The sequence below is a fragment of the Bordetella sp. N genome, assembly GCF_001433395.1.
GTDB lineage: Bacteria > Pseudomonadota > Gammaproteobacteria > Burkholderiales > Burkholderiaceae_B > Bordetella_C.
In genome coordinates this window covers 4,066,034-4,086,345 of sequence record NZ_CP013111.1, presented here as the reverse complement: position 1 = coordinate 4,086,345, position 20,312 = coordinate 4,066,034, and the positions used below count along the sequence as shown (strand labels likewise).

16 protein-coding genes are annotated in these 20,312 nt (G+C 66.3%); 3 read left to right on the top strand and 13 right to left on the bottom strand.

Annotated features, from left to right (window positions below; genetic code table 11):
* The first annotated feature begins 40 nt into the window (after positions 1-40).
* Complete coding sequence (locus ASB57_RS17415) at positions 41-1,252, top strand: LacI family DNA-binding transcriptional regulator (RefSeq protein ID WP_082621677.1); 1,212 nt, start codon at positions 41-43, stop codon at positions 1,250-1,252.
* A gap of 27 nt (positions 1,253-1,279) precedes the next feature.
* Here ASB57_RS17415 and ASB57_RS17410 read toward each other — a convergent pair whose 3' ends face one another.
* The 5 genes from ASB57_RS17410 to ASB57_RS17390 form a co-directional block, all read right to left on the bottom strand.
* Positions 1,280-2,341 carry an esterase gene (locus ASB57_RS17410; RefSeq protein WP_057653366.1) on the bottom strand — a complete coding sequence of 354 codons (1,062 nt, stop codon included), beginning with the start codon at positions 2,339-2,341 and terminating at the stop codon, positions 1,280-1,282.
* Positions 2,342-2,468: 127 nt separating this feature from the next.
* Positions 2,469-3,452, bottom strand: coding sequence for a tripartite tricarboxylate transporter substrate binding protein (locus ASB57_RS17405; protein ID WP_156414197.1), 984 nt, complete (start codon positions 3,450-3,452; stop codon positions 2,469-2,471).
* Positions 3,453-3,509: 57 nt separating this feature from the next.
* Complete coding sequence (locus ASB57_RS17400; RefSeq protein WP_057653364.1) at positions 3,510-4,613, bottom strand: saccharopine dehydrogenase family protein; 1,104 nt, start codon at positions 4,611-4,613, stop codon at positions 3,510-3,512.
* Positions 4,614-4,795: 182 nt separating this feature from the next.
* A complete protein-coding gene (locus ASB57_RS17395) occupies positions 4,796-5,275 on the bottom strand; it encodes an Lrp/AsnC family transcriptional regulator (protein ID WP_057653363.1) in 480 nt (159 codons plus the stop codon).
* Positions 5,276-5,461: 186 nt separating this feature from the next.
* Positions 5,462-6,832, bottom strand: a complete 1,371-nt coding sequence (locus ASB57_RS17390; protein WP_156414195.1) for a Do family serine endopeptidase — start codon at positions 6,830-6,832, stop codon at positions 5,462-5,464.
* Positions 6,833-7,041: 209 nt separating this feature from the next.
* Between ASB57_RS17390 and ASB57_RS17385 the strand changes: the two genes are divergently transcribed.
* On the top strand, positions 7,042-7,974 hold the full coding sequence (locus ASB57_RS17385; protein WP_082621676.1) for a peptidylprolyl isomerase: 933 nt from the start codon (positions 7,042-7,044) through the stop codon (positions 7,972-7,974).
* 89 nt (positions 7,975-8,063) lie between these two features.
* Here ASB57_RS17385 and ASB57_RS17380 read toward each other — a convergent pair whose 3' ends face one another.
* The 7 genes from ASB57_RS17380 to ASB57_RS17350 all read right to left on the bottom strand — a co-directional run bounded on the left by ASB57_RS17380 (position 8,064) and on the right by ASB57_RS17350 (position 15,028).
* On the bottom strand, positions 8,064-8,462 hold the full coding sequence (locus ASB57_RS17380; protein WP_231755180.1) for a response regulator transcription factor: 399 nt from the start codon (positions 8,460-8,462) through the stop codon (positions 8,064-8,066).
* Between the two features lie 165 nt (positions 8,463-8,627).
* Positions 8,628-8,894: a XapX domain-containing protein gene (locus ASB57_RS17375; RefSeq protein ID WP_057653360.1), complete on the bottom strand. Its 267-nt coding sequence runs from the start codon at positions 8,892-8,894 to the stop codon at positions 8,628-8,630.
* Between the two features lie 38 nt (positions 8,895-8,932).
* Complete coding sequence (locus ASB57_RS17370) at positions 8,933-10,543, bottom strand: MFS transporter (RefSeq protein ID WP_057653359.1); 1,611 nt, start codon at positions 10,541-10,543, stop codon at positions 8,933-8,935.
* Positions 10,543-11,016, bottom strand: a complete 474-nt coding sequence (locus ASB57_RS17365; RefSeq protein WP_057653358.1) for a DoxX family protein — start codon at positions 11,014-11,016, stop codon at positions 10,543-10,545. The genes ASB57_RS17370 and ASB57_RS17365 overlap by 1 nt, the downstream gene beginning before the upstream one ends.
* A 20-nt stretch (positions 11,017-11,036) precedes the next feature.
* Positions 11,037-12,902 (bottom strand): amidohydrolase, encoded by a 1,866-nt coding sequence (locus ASB57_RS17360; protein ID WP_057653357.1) that lies wholly within the window; start codon positions 12,900-12,902, stop codon positions 11,037-11,039.
* 136 nt (positions 12,903-13,038) lie between these two features.
* Positions 13,039-14,010: an alpha/beta fold hydrolase gene (locus tag ASB57_RS17355; RefSeq protein WP_057653356.1), complete on the bottom strand. Its 972-nt coding sequence runs from the start codon at positions 14,008-14,010 to the stop codon at positions 13,039-13,041.
* Between the two features lie 319 nt (positions 14,011-14,329).
* Positions 14,330-15,028: a hydrolase gene (locus ASB57_RS17350; RefSeq protein WP_057653355.1), complete on the bottom strand. Its 699-nt coding sequence runs from the start codon at positions 15,026-15,028 to the stop codon at positions 14,330-14,332.
* Between the two features lie 249 nt (positions 15,029-15,277).
* Between ASB57_RS17350 and ASB57_RS17345 the strand changes: the two genes are divergently transcribed.
* Positions 15,278-15,931, top strand: a complete 654-nt coding sequence (locus tag ASB57_RS17345; RefSeq protein WP_057653354.1) for a response regulator transcription factor — start codon at positions 15,278-15,280, stop codon at positions 15,929-15,931.
* 7 nt (positions 15,932-15,938) lie between these two features.
* Here the strand turns inward: ASB57_RS17345 and ASB57_RS17340 are convergent, their stop codons facing one another.
* The gene (locus ASB57_RS17340; RefSeq protein ID WP_057653353.1) at positions 15,939-20,246 is read right to left on the bottom strand and encodes an AAA family ATPase; all 4,308 of its coding nucleotides are present in this window, start codon (positions 20,244-20,246) and stop codon (positions 15,939-15,941) included.
* Positions 20,247-20,312: the final 66 nt, after the last annotated feature.

The following is a 20,312-nucleotide window of genomic DNA, read 5'->3' as shown; positions in this document are numbered from 1 at the left end:
CGGCCGCTCCAAGTCTTCCTCTGTAGGTCAATCCCCCGCCATGCCGGAGCCGGCGCGGCCGCGTGCGCGGCCCGGAGTGCAGGGGGCACGTGTGCCACCCGCGCCCCGCACGCCCCCGACGGCCCCGGCGCCACTCGTGCCATTGCGGCGGGCGCGGCGGGGATCGGGGCGGGCTACGCTGGCAGACGTCGCCCAGGTGGCCGGCGTTTCCGCGCAGACCGTTTCGCGGGTGTTGAACAGCCCGGCCGCCGTGCCCGAGGCCACCGTCGCCCATGTGCGGGCAGCGATCCAGCAGGTCGGTTACGTGCCTAACCGGCTGGCGGGTGGCCTGGCCTCCGGCCGCAGCCGGTTGGTGGCCGCCCTGGTGCCGGCCCTGGCGTCGCCGGTGTTCCTGGAAACCCTGGAGGCGTTGACGCAGACGCTGGCCGCGCAGGGCTACCAGCTGATGCTGGGCGAGAGCGGCTACGACGATGCCGACGAAATCGAATTGCTGGAGAACCTGATCAGCCGCGGACCGGATGGCATCGTCCTGACGCGGGTGCTGGAGTCGGAAGCGGCAAGGCAGCGGCTGGTCCGCTCCGGCATTCCGGTGGTGGAAAGCTGGGACCTGACGACGACGCCCGTCGACATGCTGATCGGCTTCTCCCACGAAGCCGTAGGCGCGCGCGTGGCGCAAGCAATGCACGCGCGCGGCGTGCGCCGGCCCGCGCTGATCACGGGCAACGACCCCCGCGCCCAGCGCCGCAGAAAGGGTTACGCGGAAGAGTTGGCCCGTTTGGGGTTGCTGCTGACTGCCGGTGTGGATGCAGTTGGTCGTGCCGTGTCCAACCCATCGCTGCGTTCAAACGGAGCAGTGTCCGCGCCGATAGTCGATGATCCTCTTTCGCTGCTGCCGACTGCTGTCGTGGATGCTCCCGCGCCCATGGGCTCGGGCCGGCGCGCGCTGGCGGACTTGCTGCAGCGCCATCCGGATATCGACGGTGTGTTCTGCAGCACCGACATGCTGGCGCTGGGCGCGTTGACCGAAGCGCGCGACCGCGGCATCGCCGTGCCGGACCAACTGGCCGTGATCGGCTTCGGCGATCACCCCATCGCGGCGGATACCAGCCCCAGCCTGACCACCGTCCGCATCGACGGCCGCCGCATCGGCACCCAGGCGGCCGAATGGATCATGCAACGAGCCGCCGGCCAGCCGGTCACCGACCGCATCCAGGACATCGGTTTCGACCTGATCGTCCGCGCCAGCGCCTGAATCGCCGCTCCGCTGGCTCCTCTGGCGCTATCGCTTCGTCGCCCCCGTATTCCGCGCTATCCACGCCAGGATCAAATCCGCCACCTGCAAATTATTCCTGTCCTGCATCATCATGTGCGAATTCCCATGTACCCCCAACGCCGGCAGGCTCATCAACTCCCCCTTGCCTCCCGCCGCATTTAAGGCATCGATAAACGCATGGCAGGCTTTCAGCCGTGGCGCCCAGCGCGGAAACTCCTCGATGTGATCACCGAACACGACCAGAATCGGAATGCCGGTCAGCGGTTTCACATCCTCCACCTTGGGACACTCTCCCGGCTCCACCGCCACAATCGCGGCAATGCCCTTGCTGTTCATGGCGGCGGTTTGGAAAGGATAGATGCCCGATTGCGAATGGCTCAGCAGCACCGTCCCGTTCAACTTGATCGCCAGCTTGGACAGATTCCCCACCGTGGGGTTGGGCGTCGGCATGGCCCCAAGCCAGTCCGGCACCATCTGTTGCCACAACTCGGCCTGCGCCTGAACGGGAAATTGCGTGTCCTTGAAGGCATCCGGGTACCGCGTACCGAAGCGGAAGATTGCCCAGGCCGCTTCATGGCCGGCGGCGAACAGGTCCGGCAATGAGCTGACCGGGGCCTTGCCCGATTTCACCGCGTTGATGGCGGAGATATCCGTGGCGGAGCGTCCCCGGCCCGACTGGTCGATCACATACGTCGAATAGCCTTTACGCAGGAAATACTCGTCCCAGCCCATGCGGCCATCAGGCGTGGTTTCCCAGGTCATCCCGGTCAGGCAGCAACCATGGATCAAGGTGATGGGATAACGCTTCGCCCGCGCGGGAATCTGGTAACGCACATACATCTGGTCCACCGTCACCGTGCCATGCGCATCGTATTTGGGCGACAGCGACAAGGTCTCCGACGTGACGTCGCGCCCGCCTATAAAGAAGCTGCCCTGACTGGACAGGGTCAAAGGCCCGGTAGGTGTCTTCGGCACCGGAGGCGCCGAAGCGGGCGCGGCATTCGCGCAATGAAGCATCAGGCTGGCGGCCACGGCGCAAAGCCCGGCCAGGACACGGCGTATCGGCATGAGGTCTCCTCGATATTCTTATTGAAGGATATCCACGCGAAAACATCGTCCTTGGGGGAAGGAACGCGCTCGCGCGGACCCTGTCGATGATAGAGCATCGGGCGCAACCACCGAATCCGCCGTCGTATTACTCCATCTGAATATGCGCCGCCGTGACCACATCCTTCCAGGTCTTGGCGTCCTGCGTGAGCATCGCGCCGAATTCTTTCGGTCCCATGGGGTCGAGGTCGGCGCCCGTGTCGGCCAGGCGTTTGCGCAGGTCGGGCGCCTGCAGCGCGGTCATGATGATGTCGTTGAGTTTATTGACCACCGCATCAGGCGTGCCTTTGGGCGCCATCACGCCTATCCACACGCCACTGTCGGCGCCCTGGATGCCCGCTTCCTGCAAGGTGGGGACGTCGGGCAGGCTGGGATTGCGCTTGGGACCCGCGACCGCCAGGGCGCGCACCTTGCCCGAGTCCATGACGGGCTTGGCGCTGGCCAGCAAGGTGAACAGCAGGGTGATGCGCCCGGCGGCAAGATCGTTCAGCGCCGGACCGGCGCCGCGATAAGGCACGTGCAACATCTTCATCCCCGTGCGCTCCTCGAAAAGCGCGGTCGCCAGATGCGAGACACTGCCGTTGCCGGGCGACCCATAGCTGACCTCGCCAGGATGATCCTTCACCTGCTGGCGCAGTTGCTCGATGGTGGCCGCGGGAAAGTCCTTGGTCACGAAGATGACGTTGGACGTGTTGACCAGCAAGCTCACCGGCAGCAGATCCTTCATCGGGTCATAGGGCAGCTTCTTGAAGTAGGCATTGGCGATGGAGGTCTGGGCCGCGGTTCCCAGCAGCAAGGTATAGCCGTCCGCCGGCGCACGCGCCACATAGTCCGCGGCGATCTGGCCCGCGGCGCCGCCGCGGTTGTCGACGATCAGTGACTGCCCCGTCTGGGCCTGGAAGCGCTCCGCCAGCACGCGGCCGACGACGTCCAGAGACCCGCCGGCGGCGTAGGGGATGACGAGCCGCACGGGCCGGTCAGGGTAGGCCGTCTGCGCCTGGCCAGGCGCGGAGAACAGGGCGGCGCAGAAGGAAACTATCGGTGCGATCAGGGCGAGGCGGGATTTGCGCATGGTCTTCACAGGCTGCTTGGGTAGGAAAAAACACGAAGCCGGACCATGCGCGGGGGATCATGCTGCGATCGCCTCCACGCCCAGTCCGGCGTAATAGTGGCCGGTACGCGTACCGAGGAAGCTTTCCAGCGGCACCTGCTCCTGCGAGATGAAGCCGCGCTGCGGAAGAATGCCTTCCTTGAAAAGTTCGAAAGCCCCCACGATGCCGGCCGCGGTCGTCAGTTCGATGGCCGTGCGCCGCTTGCCGCGCAAGCTGGCGCCTTGGCAGCGCAAGGTGCGGCTGTCCTGCTCGAAGCGCCCATCGCGCATGCCGCTGGCCGACGCATGGATGATCACCAGGTCATCGCGACTATGCGGCACGGCGTACTCCAGAACGTCGCGCAGAATGTCGCGGCGCTCGATCAGGCGCAGGTCGTGCAGCAGGAAATTCATCGCGTCCCGATGGCCGGGATAGCGCAGGGTCTTGTAGTCGAGATTGCGGACCTTCCCCTGCAGGGTTTCGCACAGGGTGCCCAGGCCGCCGGATGTGTTGAAGGCCTCGAAGGGCTCGCCATCCAGGGTCAGCGTTTCATAGCCTTCCATGGGCTGCACCGAAAGCAGCTGCCCGTCGACGATGGCCACGCAAGGATTGCAGTACTCGTTGATGACCCCATCGATGCTCCACGTGAAGTGGTAGCGCAGGCCGTTGTTGGCGCTGCGGGTCAACGCGCCGACTCGCAGGCGCAGGTCATGCAATTCGTCGAAGCCGCTGGCCAGATCGCTGCCCAGCATGCCGATCACACCGGGCGCCAGGCCGCACTGGGGCATCAAGGGCGCGGCTGCGGTGGCTGCGATGCGGCGGATGGCGCTGGTGGCGGCCACGTCCTCCGTCAGGTCGAAATACGGCACGCCCAGGCGTCCGGCCTGGGTGGCGACCCGTTCGGCCAGGTAGAAAGGCAGGGCGTTGATGACCACCGAATGGCGTTCGACGGCGGCGCCGAGCGCCGTGTCGTCCATCACGTCGCATTGCAGGCGCTGCACCAGCTTGTCCGTGCCGGCCGGCGCCGGGGCAACGTCGGCCAATGTCACCGGCAGTTCATGATAGTGCGCCATCATGTCCGCGATGGTGCCGCCAACCTTGCCCGCGCCCAGCACGAGTACGTTTTCAATGCGTGATGCCATGATCGATTCCCCTTCACCTCAAATGTTGGAAGTGAGGAAATCGTACGGATCGCGCCTGTCGGTTGGTAGCGTGCAGAGCGTCGAAATGTCGCGCGCTTTCGTCATTTTGACTAGAGATTTCGTCGAAATGACTATGGAGGGGCTGCGCGAGTCGGGATGGCTTGAGCGGGTGTGTGTGCTGCCTACTGACCGAGGGCCGCACGGCGGTCTATCTTGCGGCTGAGGACGATGGAACTCTGGGTATGGTTGACCCCTTCCACCAGCCCGATCTGATCGAGCAGGGCGTCGAGTTGTTCGACGCGGGAGCAACGCAGCAGCGCCAGGTAATCGAACACGCCGCTGACCGCGGACAGTTCTTCCACTTCCGGCAAACGCTTCAGCGCGGCGGCGACCTGGGCGCCGGTCTTGGGGCGCACGCTGATGAAGCAATAGCTGCGCACCACGTGTTCTTCCAGGGTCTGGCCCAGGCGCACGCCATAGCCCGCGATGATGCCGTTTTTCTCCAGCCTGGCGATGCGCGCCACCACGGTGGTTCGCGCCAGGCCCAGTTTGCGGGCGAGCAGGGCGACCGATTCGCGCGCGTTCGCCTGCAGCAGGGTCAATAGATGGCGGTCGGTGACGTCCAACCGCGAGTCCGAATGTTCGATGCTGGCCTGCTGCATGGCTAACCCCTTTACTTGTACGGACGCTGTCCTTCCGGAGGGCGCCCGCATGATGACCCGATCATAGGAAAGGGCCTGACGCGTGTCCTATGTCTAAATATCGTAAACGTATAACCGCGCGTTAAGGAGTCTGATTTTTCGGACTTATGTGGCGTAAATGGCAGGCCCAGGGTTTTCCCTGGGCTGCTACGACGGCATGCCGGACACGCGTCCGGCCGGCACTTGCAGGTAGAACCGGGTCTGCCCGCGGATCAGTTGCAGCAGCAGGGTTTGCCCGCTGCCGCCCGACAACAGTTCGCGCAAATCCGCCAGCCGGCTGACGGGGCGCCGGTTCACACCGATCAGGACATCGCCGCGTTGCAGGCGCGCCGCCACCGGACCGCGCGACGGGTAGACGTTGCTGACGACCACCCCATCGTTGCCGCGCACGCGTTGTTCGCGCGGCATCTCGGCGAACTCGACGCCGGTCAGGCGCGCGTCGGCGGTGCCGCCGTGCATGGCTTCGTTGGCTTCGGCTTCGATGGCGGCGGTGACGTCCAGGTTGCGGCCATCACGGCGCAGAGTCATCCGCACCTTCTTGCCGACCGGCAGCAACCCTTCGGCATTGTGGAATTGCTGGCGGGTGGTGATGGGTTTGCCGTCCAGCGCCAGCACTACGTCGCGGGCCTTGGCGCCGGCCTTGTCCGCGGGCGACCCGTCGACCACGCGCGCGATCACGACACCCGTCGTGCCCGGCGCCATGCGCAATTGCTGCGCGATGCCGGGCGTGATGTCGAGCACATCGACGCCCAGGGTGCCGCGTTGCACCTGTCCGTGCTCCAGCAATTGATGCATGACCTCGCTGGCCAGATTGGAGGGAATGGCGAAGCCTATGCCCACGTTGCCGCCCGAGGGCGTGTAGATCATGGTGTTGATGCCGACCAGTTCGCCGCGCAGGTTGACCAGCGCGCCGCCCGAATTGCCGGGATTGATCGAGGCGTCCGTCTGGATAAAGTTTTGGTAGCCCGCGGCGCGCAGGCTGGATCGATCCAGGGCCGACACGATGCCCGACGTCGCCGCCTGGCCCAGGCCGAAGGGGTCGCCGATGGCGACCACGAAATCGCCCACGCGCAGGGCGCTGGAGTCGGTCAAGGTCAACTGCTTGAGGTTATCCGCGGGGATGCGCAGCACCGCCAGGTCCGTATCGGGGTCGCTGCCCAGCACCTTGGCGGCGAAACTGCGGCCGTCCTGCAAGGCCACCTTGATCGATTCCGCCCCGCGCACCACATGATGATTGGTCAACACGTAGCCATGCGCGGCATCGACGATGACACCGGAGCCCGAGCTTTGAGTGACGCGGCCGCGGCCCGGCAGATAGAAATAACCAGGCGGCGGCTTGTCCGCGCTGGTCGCGGAGATGTTCACCACGGCTGGTGTGACGGCTTCCAGCATAGGCGCCAGCGAGGGCAATTCCTTGCCGTCGACGGCGGCAGGCAAACCCGCTGCCACGGCCGGCGCGGGCGGCATGGCAAGCAAGGAGAGCAAAGGCAGCGAGAGAGCCAGAAAAGCGGCAAGCATATTACGTGCAATGCGGCCGCGCAAAAGGGAAGATGCGATGCGATTCATAGTTGAATTATGCGGCCTTCGTGCGATGCGGATAATGTCATCAGAAATACGCCGTTGCGTCCTGCCTGCGGGGCCCGTTTCGTCCATCACGGCGGACGTGGAATAATCGGGGGCTTGCGTGGTCTTTCCCCCACGTCCTCTCACATACCCATGCGAGCACGATGAAAACTGTTCAACACCGATGGATGGCAGCCGCGGGCGCGGTGTGCCTGGCCGTGACGGCGCAGTCCTTTGCCGCCGATCCGAAACCTGCCGACGCCAGGGCGTCCGACACCAGCGTGATCGCCAAGGCGGGCAGCCTGGAGGTCCAGCGCGGCGATGTCGAGAACATGCTCAAGAGCCTGCCGCCCCAGGCGCGCGCCGAGATCAAGGCCAATCACGCCATTGCTGAACGCCTGGTGCGGTCGCAACTCGCCGACAAGGCCTTGCTGCAGCAGGCCCAGGGCAAGAACTGGGCACAGCGCCCGGAAGTGAAAGCGCAGATCGAGGCGGCCACCAAGGACATCGTGTTCCGCAGCTATCTGGCGTCGGTCAGCACGGTGCCGGCCGATTACCCGTCCAGCAAGGAACTGCAGGCCGTCTACGACCAGACCAAGGGCCAGATGGTCAAGCCGGCTTTATATCGGGTCGCGCAGATTTTCATCCCCGCGCCGGCGAACGATGCCAAGGCCGTGGCGGATGGCCGCCGGGATTCCGCCGCCGTCGCCAAACAGGCACAGGCGCCCAAGGCCGACTTCGCTGCCTTGATGAAGAAATACTCACACGATCCCGCCGGCAAGACCGGTGGCGACACCGGCCTGATTCCCCTGGGCCAGTTGCTGCCGGAGATGCGTCCGGTCGTGGCCAAGTTGAAGAAGGGCGACGTGTCGGCGCCGGTGCAATCGGGCCAGGGCTTCCACATCCTGAAGCTGGTGGACTCGGCGCCGCAGTCGACGCCGACCCTGGCCGAGGTCAGCGACAGCCTGCGCAATGCCTTGCGGCAGAAGCGCCAGCAGGAAACCGCGGCGGCCTATCTGCAAGGCTTGTTGAACGAGCAGACCGTGACGGTTGACGGTTCGGCGCTCAACGCGGTTGTCGATTCCGCGCTCAAGTAATTCCTGCACTATCGTGCAATAAAAAGGGCCGACACCTTGAGGGTGCCGGCCCTTTGTTTTACATGCCTTGCGGCAGCCGCGGCGCCGCGTCAGTGCGCGCCGGACGGACGTCCTACCGCCCGTTCGATACAGGCGATCAATTCCGTGTCCGCGAAGGGCTTTTGCAGAAAGCAGGCGGCGCCTGCTTCGCGGGCCCTTTCGGCATAGCCTTCCTGCACATAGGCCGTCATCAGGACGATGGGCATGGCCAGGCCGCGCTTGCGCAGCGACATGCACAGATCGAAGCCACTGAAGCCCGGCATGCGGACGTCGGTGACGATGCAGTCCAGCGCATTCGCGTCGGCGTCGTTCAACAGGGCCTGACCGCCGTCGTACAGGCGGACTTCCAGGTCGATGGCCCGTAGCAGCCGTCCCAGCGCCATACGCACGGACGCGTCGTCGTCCACGATGGCGATGATGGGAGCACGGGGCTTGATGGTGGCACTCACGCGAGTATCCTTTGTTGTCTTACGCTGATCGCGTCCGGGTCATGCATGCGCGTCTCCGTAGCGCTGATCCCGGCCTTTGCAACAAGGATAAACACTCCCGCGCCGCCGCGACAGCCATACCTAGGTATAGGCCTGGATTTGTAGCGGTGGCACGGGTAAAGAGAATCATGACTTTTCTGATGGAGGGGTATCGGCCTTGGGGGCGGCGGCGACACCCGTGATGTGCGGCACGCACTCCTGGTGGAACCAGGACAGCGTGACGGGCTCGCCATTGAGCAAGCGCCGTGCCGGCGGTACTACCTGTTCGCCGATCAACATCCCCAGCAGCCCGATCAGCGCGACCACCGGGGGCGCGGGCGAGCGTACGTTTATCACGGCGTAGATGATACCGACCAGGATGCCGGCGGCCAGCGAAACGATGTAAAGCTTCATGGGATTTCCTTGAATGTCGTTATGAGTCAATACCGAGGTCACCGGGGTAGCGTGAGCCCCAACAAATGCTGCACCTTGGGTGGTGCGTCGCCTCGATGGAAACGCAGCAATTCGCGTTGCAGATCCGCATCCGCGTTGTGAACGCGCCGGTGCTGGCGCAGGTGCTCGGCCCAGGATTCGACCAGGAACCACTCGACCAGGCGTTCGGGATCGTTGGGATCGTCCATCACGCACCAGTTGAAGGCGCCATCGCGCCGCCGTTCTTCGGACAGGCGGTTCACCGTGCGCAGGAATTCCTGCCGGTCTTCCGGCGCGACGCGATAGTCGATCTGGATCAGGACGGGACCGCGGTCGGCTTCGACCGGCACGGCCATGCGCGGATCGGGCCATGCCTGCGACGGCGCCAGATCTTCCTCGCCTTGCGGCAGGCGCAGGCGGTGCGCCAGCAGCGACGTCACCAGCAGGAACACGGCGGCGGCCAGCAAGCCCATCGGCACGCCGACGTTCTGCGCCACCGCGCCCCAGATCAGGCTGCCGGCGGCGAGGGCGCCGTTGAACACCATCTGGTACACGGCCAGCGCGCGGCCGCGCACCCAGTCCGGCAGGATCGCCTGCGCCACGCCACCCAGGGTGGTCAGCGCGGCGATCCACGCCACGCCCAACAGCAGGAAGAGCGGCAGGGCCAGCGCCAGGGGCGGCGCCAGGCTGAGCAGTCCCATGGACACCGCCGTGGCGGCCGCGGCGGCCAGCAGCAGGCGATCTGAATTCAGCCACGCTTGCAGGCGCGGCAGCAGCAGAGCGCCGACGATGGCCCCGCCGCCGACCATACCCAGCAACAGGCCGTACAGGCCCGCGCCGCCGCCGAACACCTGGCGCGCGACCAGGGGCAGCAGGGCCCAGATGGCGCTGCCGGAGATGAAGTACACCGTCGCGCGCAGCAGCACCACATGCAGCTTGCTGTGCGCGCGGGTGTAGCGCAGGCCGGCGCGCAGCGCGCCGAAGAAGTGTTCACGCAGGGGATCGCTGGCGCGGGGGGCCCGCCGCCACCAGATCAGCGCGCCTATCACCAGGATGTAGCTGACGAAGTCCACCGCATACGTCGCGGCCGCGCCGAAGGCGGCCAGCAGTACGCCACCGGTGGCCGGCCCGATGGCGCGCGCGATGTTCACGCCCAGTCCATTGAGCGCCACGGCGCTGCGCAATTCCGTACGAGGCACCAGTTCCGGCACGATGGATTGCCAGGTCGGCCCCATCATGGCGGCGCCGATACCACCCACGAAAGCCATGACGATCAGGATCTCGATGGTCAGCGCGTTGCGCCAGGCCAGCACCATCAGCGTGCCGCTGACCAGGCCCAGGGCGACCTGGATCACGATCAGAAACCGGCGGCGATCCAGGATGTCGGACAGCACGCCGGCGGGAATCGCCAACAGGAAGATAGGCAAGGTCGCGGCGGCCTGGATGGCGGCCACCGCGGTCGGCGAACTGGACAGTTCCGTGGCCAGCCAGGCATTGGCGACGTCGCGCATGAAGCTGCCGACGTTGCCCATGATGGTAGCCACCCACAGCACGGCGAAGGTCGCGTGGGCGAGCGGCGCGAAAGGCTTGGCCTTGGCCGCCGCGGTGGGAGAAGAGGAGGATGCGGTCATCAGTGGGTATTTCCTGCGTGGCTGGTCTTACCCCGCCCCGGCCGGCTGGCCACCGCCACCAACAGCCAGGCGCCCGTCAGCGCCAGGTGCTCGTAGAAGCTGTTGGCCTGCGCGAAGCGTTCCGCGGGCGGGGCCATCCAGTAGCGGTTGGCGATGAAAGTGGCCATCAAGGTGAAGGCGCCCAGCGCCAGCGCGCCCAGGCTGCGGCCGCGTCCGGATAGCACCAGCACCGAAGCGCCCAACTCCAGAGCGATGGTGCCGATGGCCATGACCGTGGTCGCCAGCCCCGACGATGCAAGGCCGAAATGCTGGATTTCGGCGAGCGCGCTGTCGAAGTCGGTCAACTTGACCAGGCCGCCTTGCAGATACGGCGCGCACAGCAGCAAGAGGCCCAGCCACCACAGCGCGCTGTAGCGGGTGGAATGGCGATGTGCGTTCGATGCCGCCGCCGGCATCCTGGATATCACGGTCATGGTGTCATCTCCGGGGAATGTCAGAACGCCCAGCAGGAGCAGCCCAGCGCGCCCCAGAAAGTGCTTTCCTGGGAGGTCGGGGTCTGAGTGGCCCACGCGTTCGAGTGCGTATGCCCGTGCACGCCGCAGGCGCTGTCGCACGCGCACACCGGCATCATCTTCGCGCTGCTCAGGTTGGCGCGCGCCTGATAACCGCCCACGTGGCGCACCGGCGACCAGTCCGGCATCGGCGGTGCCAGTTCCGGCGCCAGGTCGTCGTAGTCGCCTTCACCATGGACCACCTTGCCGCCCAGCACGGTCAGCACCGACGTGATGTCCTGGATTTCGTCGCCCGGCACGTGGAAATAGTCGGCCGACAACACGGCCAGGTCAGCCAGCTGCCCGGGCTTGATCTGGCCTTTCTTGCCGACTTCCGACGAGAACCAGGTATTGGCTTCGGTCCACAGGCGCAGCGCGGTTTCGCGGTCCATGACGTTGGCCTGGGGATAGAGCTGCATGCCGCCGACGGTCTTGCCCGTGGTCAGCCAGTAGAGCGAGACCCAGGGGTTGTAGGAGGCGACCCGGGTGGCGTCGGTGCCCGCGCCCACCTTGACGCCCCGTTCCAGCATCTTGCGGATCGGCGGCGTGGCTTCGGCAGCGCGTGAACCGTAGCGTTCGACGAAGTATTCACCCTGGTAGGCCATGCGATGCTGCACGGCGATGCCGCCGCCCAGCGCCGCGATGCGGTCGATGTTGCGGTCGGTGATGGTCTCGGCGTGGTCGAAGAACCAGTTCAGGCCTTCGAAGGGGACGTCGCGGGCGACTTTTTCATAGACATCCAGGGCGCGCGAGATGGTTTCATCGTAGGTCGCATGCAGGCGCCACGGCCAGCGCTTTTCGGCCAGCAGGCGGATCACCGGTTCCAGGTCGCTTTCCATCGAAGGCGCCATGTCGGGACGTTCCACGCGGAAGTCCTCGAAGTCGGCCGCGGTGTAGACCAGCATTTCGCCCGCGCCGTTGTGGCGATAGAGGTCGTCGCCCTGGCCGGGCTTGACCTTGTCCGACCAGTTCTTGAAGTCGGCCAGTTCTTCCTTGGGTTTCTGCGTGAACAGGTTGTAGGCCAGGCGCACCGTCAGGTTGCCTTCCTTATGCAGCTCTTCGATGATGTTGTAGTCATCGGGATAGTTCTGGAAGCCGCCGCCGGCGTCGATCACGCCCGTCACGCCCAGGCGATTGACCTCGCGCATGAAATGGCGGGTCGAGTTCTTCTGGTACTCGGGCGGCAGCTTCGGGCCCTTGGCCAGCGTGGCATAGAGAATGGTGGCGTTGGGTTTGGCCAGCAGCAGGCCGGTGGGATTGCCCTGCGCGTCGCGCACGATCTCGCCGCCCGGCGGGTTGGGCGTGTCCTTGCCGTAGCCGACCACGCGCAGCGCGGCGGCGTTGAGGATCGCGCGGTCGTACAGGTGCAGGATGAATACCGGGGTGTCCGGCGCGATGGCATTGATTTCTTCGATGGTCGGCAGGCGCTTCTCGGCGAACTGGTGTTCGGTGAAGCCGCCCACCACGCGCACCCATTGCGGCGCCGGGGTGCGGTCGACCTGGTCCTTCAGCATGCGCAGGGCGTCGGCCAGCGAGCGCACGCCGTCCCAGCGCAATTCCATGTTGTAGTTCAGGCCACCGCGGATGATGTGCATGTGGCTGTCGATCAGGCCGGGGATGGCGCGGCGGCCTTGCAGGTCGACGACGCGCGTGCCGGCGCCGGCCAGCCGCATGATGTCGTCGCGTTCGCCGACCGCGGTGAAGCGGCCGTCGTGGATGGCGACGGCATCGGCTTGCGGGCAGCTACGGTCCAGCGTGGTGAATTTACCGTTGACGAGGATGAGATCGGGCGTGGCGGTGGCGTTCATGGCAGGAGTCTCGAAAAGAGGGGTTGCTCTAGGGGCCTGTCTTCTTGCAGGCGGCGTTGGGGGGGCTGGCCGGATCTGCAATGGGCATGCGCCCCGGGGTGGGGCGCATGCTTTGGAGCATTGAGTGGCTGAGGGATCAGCGCTTCAGGAAGGCCAGCAGTTCAGCGTTGATCTGGTCGGCCTGGGTCACGCACATGCCGTGGGCGCCGCCCTCGATGACCTTCAACGTGGCCTTCTTGACGATCTTGGCCGACAGGCGGCCCGAATCGTCGATGGGCACGATCTGGTCGTCGGAGCCGTGCAGCACCAGGGTCGGCACGTCGATCTTTTCCAGGTCGGGGGTGTAGTCGACTTCGGAGAATTCACGCACGCACAGGTATTGGCCCAGCACGCTGCCGGTCATGCCTTGCGCCCAGAAGGCGTCGATAGTGGCTTTTTCGGGCTTGGCGTTGGGACGGTTGAAGCCGAAGAAGGGGACGGCCAGCTCCTGGTAGAACTTGGAGCGGTTGTCGGCCACGCCCTTGCGGATGCCGTCGAACACTTCCTTGGGCAGGCCGTTGGGGTTCTTGGCGGTCTTGATCATGATGGGGGGCACTGCGCCGATCAGCACCGCGCCGGCGACACGCTTGGTGCCGTGGCGGCCGATGTAGTGGGCGACTTCGCCGCCGCCGGTGGAGTGGCCCACCAGGGTGGCGTCCTTCAGGTCCAGGGCGTCGATGACGGCGGCCAGGTCGTCGGCGTAAGTATCCATGTCGTTGCCCTGGGCCGGCTGGTCCGAGCGGCCGTGACCGCGGCGGTCGTGGGCGATGACGCGGAAGCCGTTCTGCACCAGGAACAGCATCTGGTTGTCCCAGGCGTCCGAGTTCAGCGGCCAGCCGTGGGAGAACACAACGGGGCGGCCCTTGCCCCAGTCCTTGAAGAAGATGCGGGTGCCGTCCTTGGTGACGACGTAGTTGCCTTGGTGCTTGCCTGCGTGGGAGGGCGCGGCGGCGTGCTTGTCGGCGGCCTGGGCGGTAGCGGTAAGGGCGGTGGCCGCGACGGCGCCGACGGAGGTGGCGCCGGCGACCAGCATTTTGCGGCGGGAGACGTTCTGGGTTTCGGTTTGCATGTTGAGTCTTCTTCTTTATGTATGAATATTCAGGAATTGGGGGCTGCGCCCCCTATAACCCCTGCGGGGTAGGTATTTCGTAGGGGCTCCGCCCCTACAGTCCCCACGCTGAGGAGTCGCAGAGGGCTACGCCCCTGCGACCACTGCGGTGGCTGGAACTGCGAGGGATCCGCCCCTGCGACCCCGCGAGGGGCTGCCCCTAAGAAAACCGTGCGGGAGCTAGGGGCGGAGCTACCTAAAAACTCCTGCCTTGGCGGGGGCCGTAGGGGGCGGAGCCCCCTATAAATACATGGACCCCTGCGTCAGCAGAAAGCCTGAATCAACGGGCGATCACCGGCGCGTGGACCGGAGCTAACGCTTCGTGGCTAGTAGCAGTCCGCTGCTTAGCATCGTGCACCATCGTGTACGCATAATCGACGCCCATGCCGTAAGCACCAGAATGCTCCTTGGCAATATTCATCACAGCGTCGTAGCTGTCACGACGAGCCCAGTCGCGTTGCCATTCCAGCAGCACTTGCTGCCAGGTCACCGGCACCACGCCGGCCTGGACCATGCGCTGCATGGCGTAGTCGTGCGCGTCTTTGGTGGTGCCGCCGGAAGCGTCGGCCACCATATAGATTTCGTACTCGCCTTCCAGCATGGCGCACAGCGCGAACGTGGTGTTGCAGACTTCCGTCCACAGACCGGCGACCACAACCTTCTTGCGCTTGTTGGCGGCCAGGGCGTCACGCACCTTCTGGTCGTCCCACGAATTCATCGACGTGCGTTCCAGCACTTTCTGCTCGGGGAATACATCCAGCAGCTCGGGGAAGGTATAGCCCGAGAACGACTCGGTCTCGACGGTCGTAATGGTGGTAGGCACATTGAACACGCGCGCCGCCTTGGCCAGGCCCACGACATTGTTCTTCAGCGTCTGGCGATCCATCGATTGCACGCCGAAGGCCATCTGCGGTTGCTGATCGATGAAGATGAGTTGGCTGTTCTGCGGGGTCAGCACTTCGAGCTTGGGATTGGACATGACACGATTCCTGTAGGGAGTGAAGAGAGCGGCGTCGCGGTTGGCGATGCGACCGCCGCTAGACTAGATGCCCCAGGCCGTCCGAACCATTGTTCGATGGTATTACCCGGCCACGCCCGCCAGAGGGCAAAACGCCCCGCAGTGCCACACGCCTGTCACGCCCCCGTGGCAAGCACCCCGGCCTATCATCCCAAGGTATAGGTGCCAGGACCTCCCCCGGCCCGCCCCGCGCTTATATAATCCGCGACTATGACGTCCGCGACCCTCGAACCCCTGGATCCGATTGCCATCGACGACGCCGTCGTCCTGATCGTCGATGACGACGCCGGACTGCGCCATGCGCTGGGCAGCCTGTTCCGTTCGGTCGGTATCCCCGTGCGCCTGCATGCGTCGGCCGCCGAGCTGCTCGACGACCCGCTGCCCGACGCGGCCTGCTGCCTGCTGCTGGACGTCCGCCTGCGCGGCCCCAGCGGCCTGGACCTGCAGGCGCGGCTGGCTCAGCTGGGTGTGGAAATCCCCATCATCTTCATGACCGGCCACGGCGATATCGCCATGACCGTCACCGCCATGAAGGCAGGCGCCGTCGATTTCATCACCAAACCTTTCCGCGACCAGGACCTGCTCGACGCGGTCACGGCGGCGCTGGACAAGGACCGTCAGCGGCGCCTGGGGTCACGCCGGCTCAATGAACTGCGCGCCTGCCATCAGAACCTGAGCCCGCGCGAAGCCGAGGTCATGGGCCTGGCGGTGCGGGGCCTGCTCAACAAGCAGATCGCCGGCGAAATCGGCATCAGCGAGGTCACGGTCAAGATCCACCGCGGGCAGGCCATGCGCAAGATGAAGGCACGCACCTTCGCCGACCTGGTATTGATGGCCCAGCAATTGGGCGTGCGGGTCGAGTAGCCCGCGCTCAGCCGCCTGCCGACGGCATGCCGAGCGGCAGCTGAAACCAGAACGCCGTGCCGCCGTCGCGTCGGGCGCGCACCTCCAGCGTTCCCCCGTGGGCCTCGATGATCGAGCGGCTGATGGCCAGCCCCATGCCCATGCCGTCCGGCTTGGTTGTATAAAAGGCCTCGAAAATACGTGGCAAGGTCTCGGCATCGATACCGGGGCCGCGGTCCTTGACGGTGATCTCGATGCGGTCGTCCCGCACCGTCGACGCCACTTGCAGCTCCCGTTCCGCCAGCGGCGTGTCCGTCATGGCGTCCAGGGCATTGGTGATCAGGTTCAGGACGACCTGCTGCAACTGCACCCGGTCGGCGTCGACCGTGGCCGCGCCGGTCAGCAGATGGCGGCGCAGTTTGACCCCGCGCGCATCGATGTCCAGCCGCACCATTTCCAGCACTTCGTGCAGCATGGTGTCCGGCTTGAGCGGCTCCAGTAGCGCAGGCGCCTGCTTGGCCAGGGCCCGTAGCGCGCGAATGATCTCGGCGGCACGCAAAGCGTTTTGCCTGGCGTGCTCCATGCCGTCCAGGGCTTCGCCGATGTCCGGTGTGGCGCGCTTGAGCCAGCGTGCGCCGGCATCCACCGATGCCATGATGGCCGTCAGCGGCTGGTTGACCTCGTGTGCGATGGACGCGGCCAGGCTGCCCATCACTGTCAGGTGCGAGGTGCGCGCCAGGTCCGCACGCGCATTGCGCAAATCCAGCTCCGCGCGTGCGCGGCGGTTGTTTTCGCCGATCAGGCGCTCGTAGAGCTGCGCGGTCTGCAGGGTGATGGCAAGCTGCGGCGCCAGCACCTGCAGCGCGGCCGTACGCGTTTCGTCGAAGACGCCGGCCGCGGCATTGTTTTCCAGATAGAACACGCCGATCAGTTCGCCGCCCCGCACTAGCGGCAGGCACAGCACCGAACGCAACAGGCGCGGCGGGTCCGCCAGGTCCTGCAGCGAAGGCGCCTGCTGCGTCGCATCGGCCAGCACCAGGGTCTGGCGGGTGCGCAACACGCTTTGCAATACCGTCATGGGTAGCGCGTGGTCCGTGGGCGCGCAACTGCCCAGGTGTACCGACACCGTATCCCGCAGCACGCGCGCCGACGCTTCGATGGTCGGGCCGTCGGGGCCCATCAGGATCAGCAGGCCATATTCCGCGCCGGCGTACGACACGATGTTGGTCATCAGCGATTCGAGCAGGCGCTCCATCACGACTTCACCGGACAGGGCTTGCGCCGCTTTCAGGCCCGTGGCCCAGGCGGCTTCCACGGTCGTGTCCAGGTCGCCCCGGCCCGCGGCAGCGGCAGGGCGCGCGTGGCGCCAGGCGTGCGCCATGCGGTCCGCCTTGTGCTCCCCGTCCAGGCTGCGATAGCCGGCCTCGGCCGCGCGCAGGTGTTCGCCGGCGGCCGTGCGTAACCCATGTTCGTCGCACAACTGCGCCGCCAGTTCATGCGCCAGGGCCAGCTCTTGCGGGAAGCTGGCCACCCGCGCGGCTTCGATGGCCTGTTCGTAATGCGTCAGCGCCCCCAGGGCATCGCCGCGCAGACGGGCCAGTTCGGCGTCGATCAGCAGCAGCTTGCCGCGGAAGGTCAACGGGTTGCGCGCGGCCCAGCGGTCGAAGAACGCGCGCAGGCCCGCCACGGCCGTCAGGCGCGCGGCGCAGTCGCCGTCGGTGGCCGGCGTGCGGGCCAAGGCCAAGGCCAGGAATAGCTTGCAGTCGGCCACGTTGATGTGCGCGGGTACCGACCATTCAAGATCATGGGCGATCAGCAGGCTGGCTTTGGCGGCCTCCCATTCGCCCAGGTAGCCATGGGCCATGCCGTCGTACAGCGTGATCCAGAAGCGGGTGGGTTGGGAACGGCTCTGGGTCAGGCGCTCGGCCAGGGGCATGTCGGCGGCCTCGTCCGGCGTGGTGCCCAGCAGGGCGCGCACGAAGCGCTGTTGCGCCAGCAGGATGAGTTCGATATCGCGATACTGCACCAGCCGGGTCAGGGCCAGACCGCGTTCGATTTCTTCTTCCACCAGGCGCAGCGCTTCGCCCATGGCCAGCAGGTCGGAGACGATATGGTTGGCGGCGTAGCAGGCCATGCCCAGCTCACCCGACGCACGGCCCTGTTGCACCGCCTGGCGGACGTGGTCCAGCGCGAACCACAGCGGCCGCGTCCAGGGGCTGACCTGGTCCACCGCCACCAGCGTGGCCAGGCGTTCGGCTTCGTAGCCCTGGTTGTCGATAAGCGCCTTCGCTGCCAGGGCATAGGCCAGGCCGTCTTCGTATTCGTCGTACAGGCTTGCGATGAACACACCGAACCAGGCCAGGCCGTAGGGGGACTGCGGCGTGACGCCGTGCTCCAAGGTCAGTTCCACCATTTTCGCGACATGGAGGAAGCTCAGGCCGTCCTTGACGAAGAGGGACGAGATGAGCGTGGACAGCAGGCCCATGGCGGCCTGGACGCGATGCTCATCAGTAGGTGGCAGTAGCGCCAGGCTGGCGATGTCGCGCGTACCGCGCGCGCGGGCCACGGCGTCGTACGCCTGGCGCAGCGCGTCAGGGTCGGGGTGTCTCTGCAGGCGGATGCCCAGCATGTCCAGGCCGGCCAGCGCGGTGGCGATGGCGCTTTCGTAATCGGACTGCACGGTTTGCAGTTCGGCCTTCAGGCGATAGATGGCGGCGCGTTTCAGGGCGGGCAGCACGCGCGCGAGCAGGGCGTCGATTTCGCGCTCCGCGCCGGTAACGTCGGCCTGAGCCATCAGGCATTCGCAGCGCAGCAGGCTGGCGTCGTAGGCCAGCTGCTCGTGCATTACCCACCAGTCCGGCTGCATCAAGGCATGGGCCGCGTCGACATGGCGGATGGCCTGCTCCAGTGCCGCCGTGTTCTTGGCGCGGCGGCCGGCGACCACCAGCGCCCGCGCAAAATCCACCTGCTGCCGTGCCGTCAGCCGATGACCAGCGGTGTAGTCGATCTGATTGCAGATGGCGAAGGCGTGCTCGTCCAGCCGATGGCCGTAGTGTTCGATCATGCCGCTGGCGATGTGGGCGTGGCGCGCGGGGCGCTCCTCGGGCGCAATGGTGGCGTAGGCCGCTTCCAGCACACGGTCGTGCAGGAAGGCGTAGCCCATGCCGGTCCGCACCAGCAAACCGGTGGCCACCAGGGGCGCCAAGTAGGCGTCGACGGCGGCGTCGTCGCGGCCGGCGATGCGGGCCAGCAGGCTGGTGTGGGCGTGGGTGCCCAGGCACGCCAGGTGTCCCATCAGCGAGGCGCCGGCGCTGGGCAGCGACGCGAAGCGGCGCGCCATCAGGTCGGTGATGTTGGCGGGGTAGCGGTCGGCCATCGCTTGCGCGTCCCAGGCCCAGTCGTCGCCGTCGCGGCGCAGGACATTGTCATCGAGCATCGCGCGCAGCAGTTGCTGGATGAAGAGGGGATTGCCGCGCGTCACGCGTTGCAGCACCTTGCACAGGTCCACGATACGCGCGGGATCCGTGTTCAGGTGGGCACTGGCCATGTCGCCCAGCGCGTCTTCATCCAGCGGCGCGAGCGTGATGCGGGTGATCGGCAAGGCGTGGGCGCGGTGGGCGTGGTCCAGCCAGGTGAGATCGCGGGTGGTGGATGCCGCGGCGGGGTCGACGGGCGCACCGCTGCGGCAGGTCGCCACGATCAGGATGTGGCGCGGCGCGCGTGCGATGAAGGTTTGCAGGAAAGCCAGGGTCGAACTGTCGGCCCACTGAATATCGTCCAGGTGCAGGACCAGCGGCGCCGCGCGGCTGGCGAAGGCACCCAGGGTGGCGATGATCGCGTCCTGGGTGCGACGTAGCGCACGGATCGCTGGAACGTTGGGCAGGGGCGCCGTCGCGCCCAGCGCATGATGAATCTCCGGCACGATTTCGGCGACGGCGCGGCCTTGTCCCGCCAGGGCGGCGAGCCAGGCCAGTCGCAGTTCCTCGCGCTCCGCGGACGGCGAATTCAAGGCCAGGCGCGTGAGCGAATGCAGGGCCTGGGCCAGCGAGGCGTAGGGAATGTCGTGATGCTGCAGTTCGCTCTTGCCACCCACATGCCGGGCCGGGCCGCCCGTTCGGGTCAGTGCCTCGGCCAGCGCCGACTTGCCCGAACCCGCGGGGCCGTAGATCAGCACCAGCTCCGCGCCCCCGTGCGTTCGCACCCGCGCCAGCGCGTCGATCACTTGCCGCAGCTGCGCTTCGCGGCCGTACAGGGTAGGGCCCGTGGTTGTCGCGCTGGAGTCGGCGGGCGCCGTGGCGGACGGGCGCGTCGGCTGCGGAGAGGTATCAGGGATCATGAGGGGCAATGCTGGGCAACACCTAGGTGTCCGCATTGAAACATGGTGCGGCGTGCGTGGCGAGGT

Excerpts from the sequence above, each read along its gene's own strand:
- ASB57_RS17415 (WP_082621677.1), top strand. The coding sequence starts at position 41 with ATGCCGGAGCCGGCGCGGCCGCGTGCGCGGCCCGGAGTGCAGGGGGCA.
- ASB57_RS17410 (WP_057653366.1), bottom strand. The coding sequence starts at position 2,341 with ATGCCGATACGCCGTGTCCTGGCCGGGCTTTGCGCCGTGGCCGCCAGC.
- ASB57_RS17405 (WP_156414197.1), bottom strand. The coding sequence starts at position 3,452 with ATGCGCAAATCCCGCCTCGCCCTGATCGCACCGATAGTTTCCTTCTGC.
- ASB57_RS17400 (WP_057653364.1), bottom strand. The coding sequence starts at position 4,613 with ATGGCATCACGCATTGAAAACGTACTCGTGCTGGGCGCGGGCAAGGTT.
- ASB57_RS17395 (WP_057653363.1), bottom strand. The coding sequence starts at position 5,275 with ATGCAGCAGGCCAGCATCGAACATTCGGACTCGCGGTTGGACGTCACC.
- ASB57_RS17390 (WP_156414195.1), bottom strand. The coding sequence starts at position 6,832 with ATGCTTGCCGCTTTTCTGGCTCTCTCGCTGCCTTTGCTCTCCTTGCTT.
- ASB57_RS17385 (WP_082621676.1), top strand. The coding sequence starts at position 7,042 with ATGAAAACTGTTCAACACCGATGGATGGCAGCCGCGGGCGCGGTGTGC.
- ASB57_RS17375 (WP_057653360.1), bottom strand. The coding sequence starts at position 8,894 with ATGAAGCTTTACATCGTTTCGCTGGCCGCCGGCATCCTGGTCGGTATC.
- ASB57_RS17370 (WP_057653359.1), bottom strand. The coding sequence starts at position 10,543 with ATGACCGCATCCTCCTCTTCTCCCACCGCGGCGGCCAAGGCCAAGCCT.
- ASB57_RS17365 (WP_057653358.1), bottom strand. The coding sequence starts at position 11,016 with ATGACCGTGATATCCAGGATGCCGGCGGCGGCATCGAACGCACATCGC.
- ASB57_RS17360 (WP_057653357.1), bottom strand. The coding sequence starts at position 12,902 with ATGAACGCCACCGCCACGCCCGATCTCATCCTCGTCAACGGTAAATTC.
- ASB57_RS17355 (WP_057653356.1), bottom strand. The coding sequence starts at position 14,010 with ATGCAAACCGAAACCCAGAACGTCTCCCGCCGCAAAATGCTGGTCGCC.
- ASB57_RS17350 (WP_057653355.1), bottom strand. The coding sequence starts at position 15,028 with ATGTCCAATCCCAAGCTCGAAGTGCTGACCCCGCAGAACAGCCAACTC.
- ASB57_RS17345 (WP_057653354.1), top strand. The coding sequence starts at position 15,278 with ATGACGTCCGCGACCCTCGAACCCCTGGATCCGATTGCCATCGACGAC.
- ASB57_RS17340 (WP_057653353.1), bottom strand. The coding sequence starts at position 20,246 with ATGATCCCTGATACCTCTCCGCAGCCGACGCGCCCGTCCGCCACGGCG.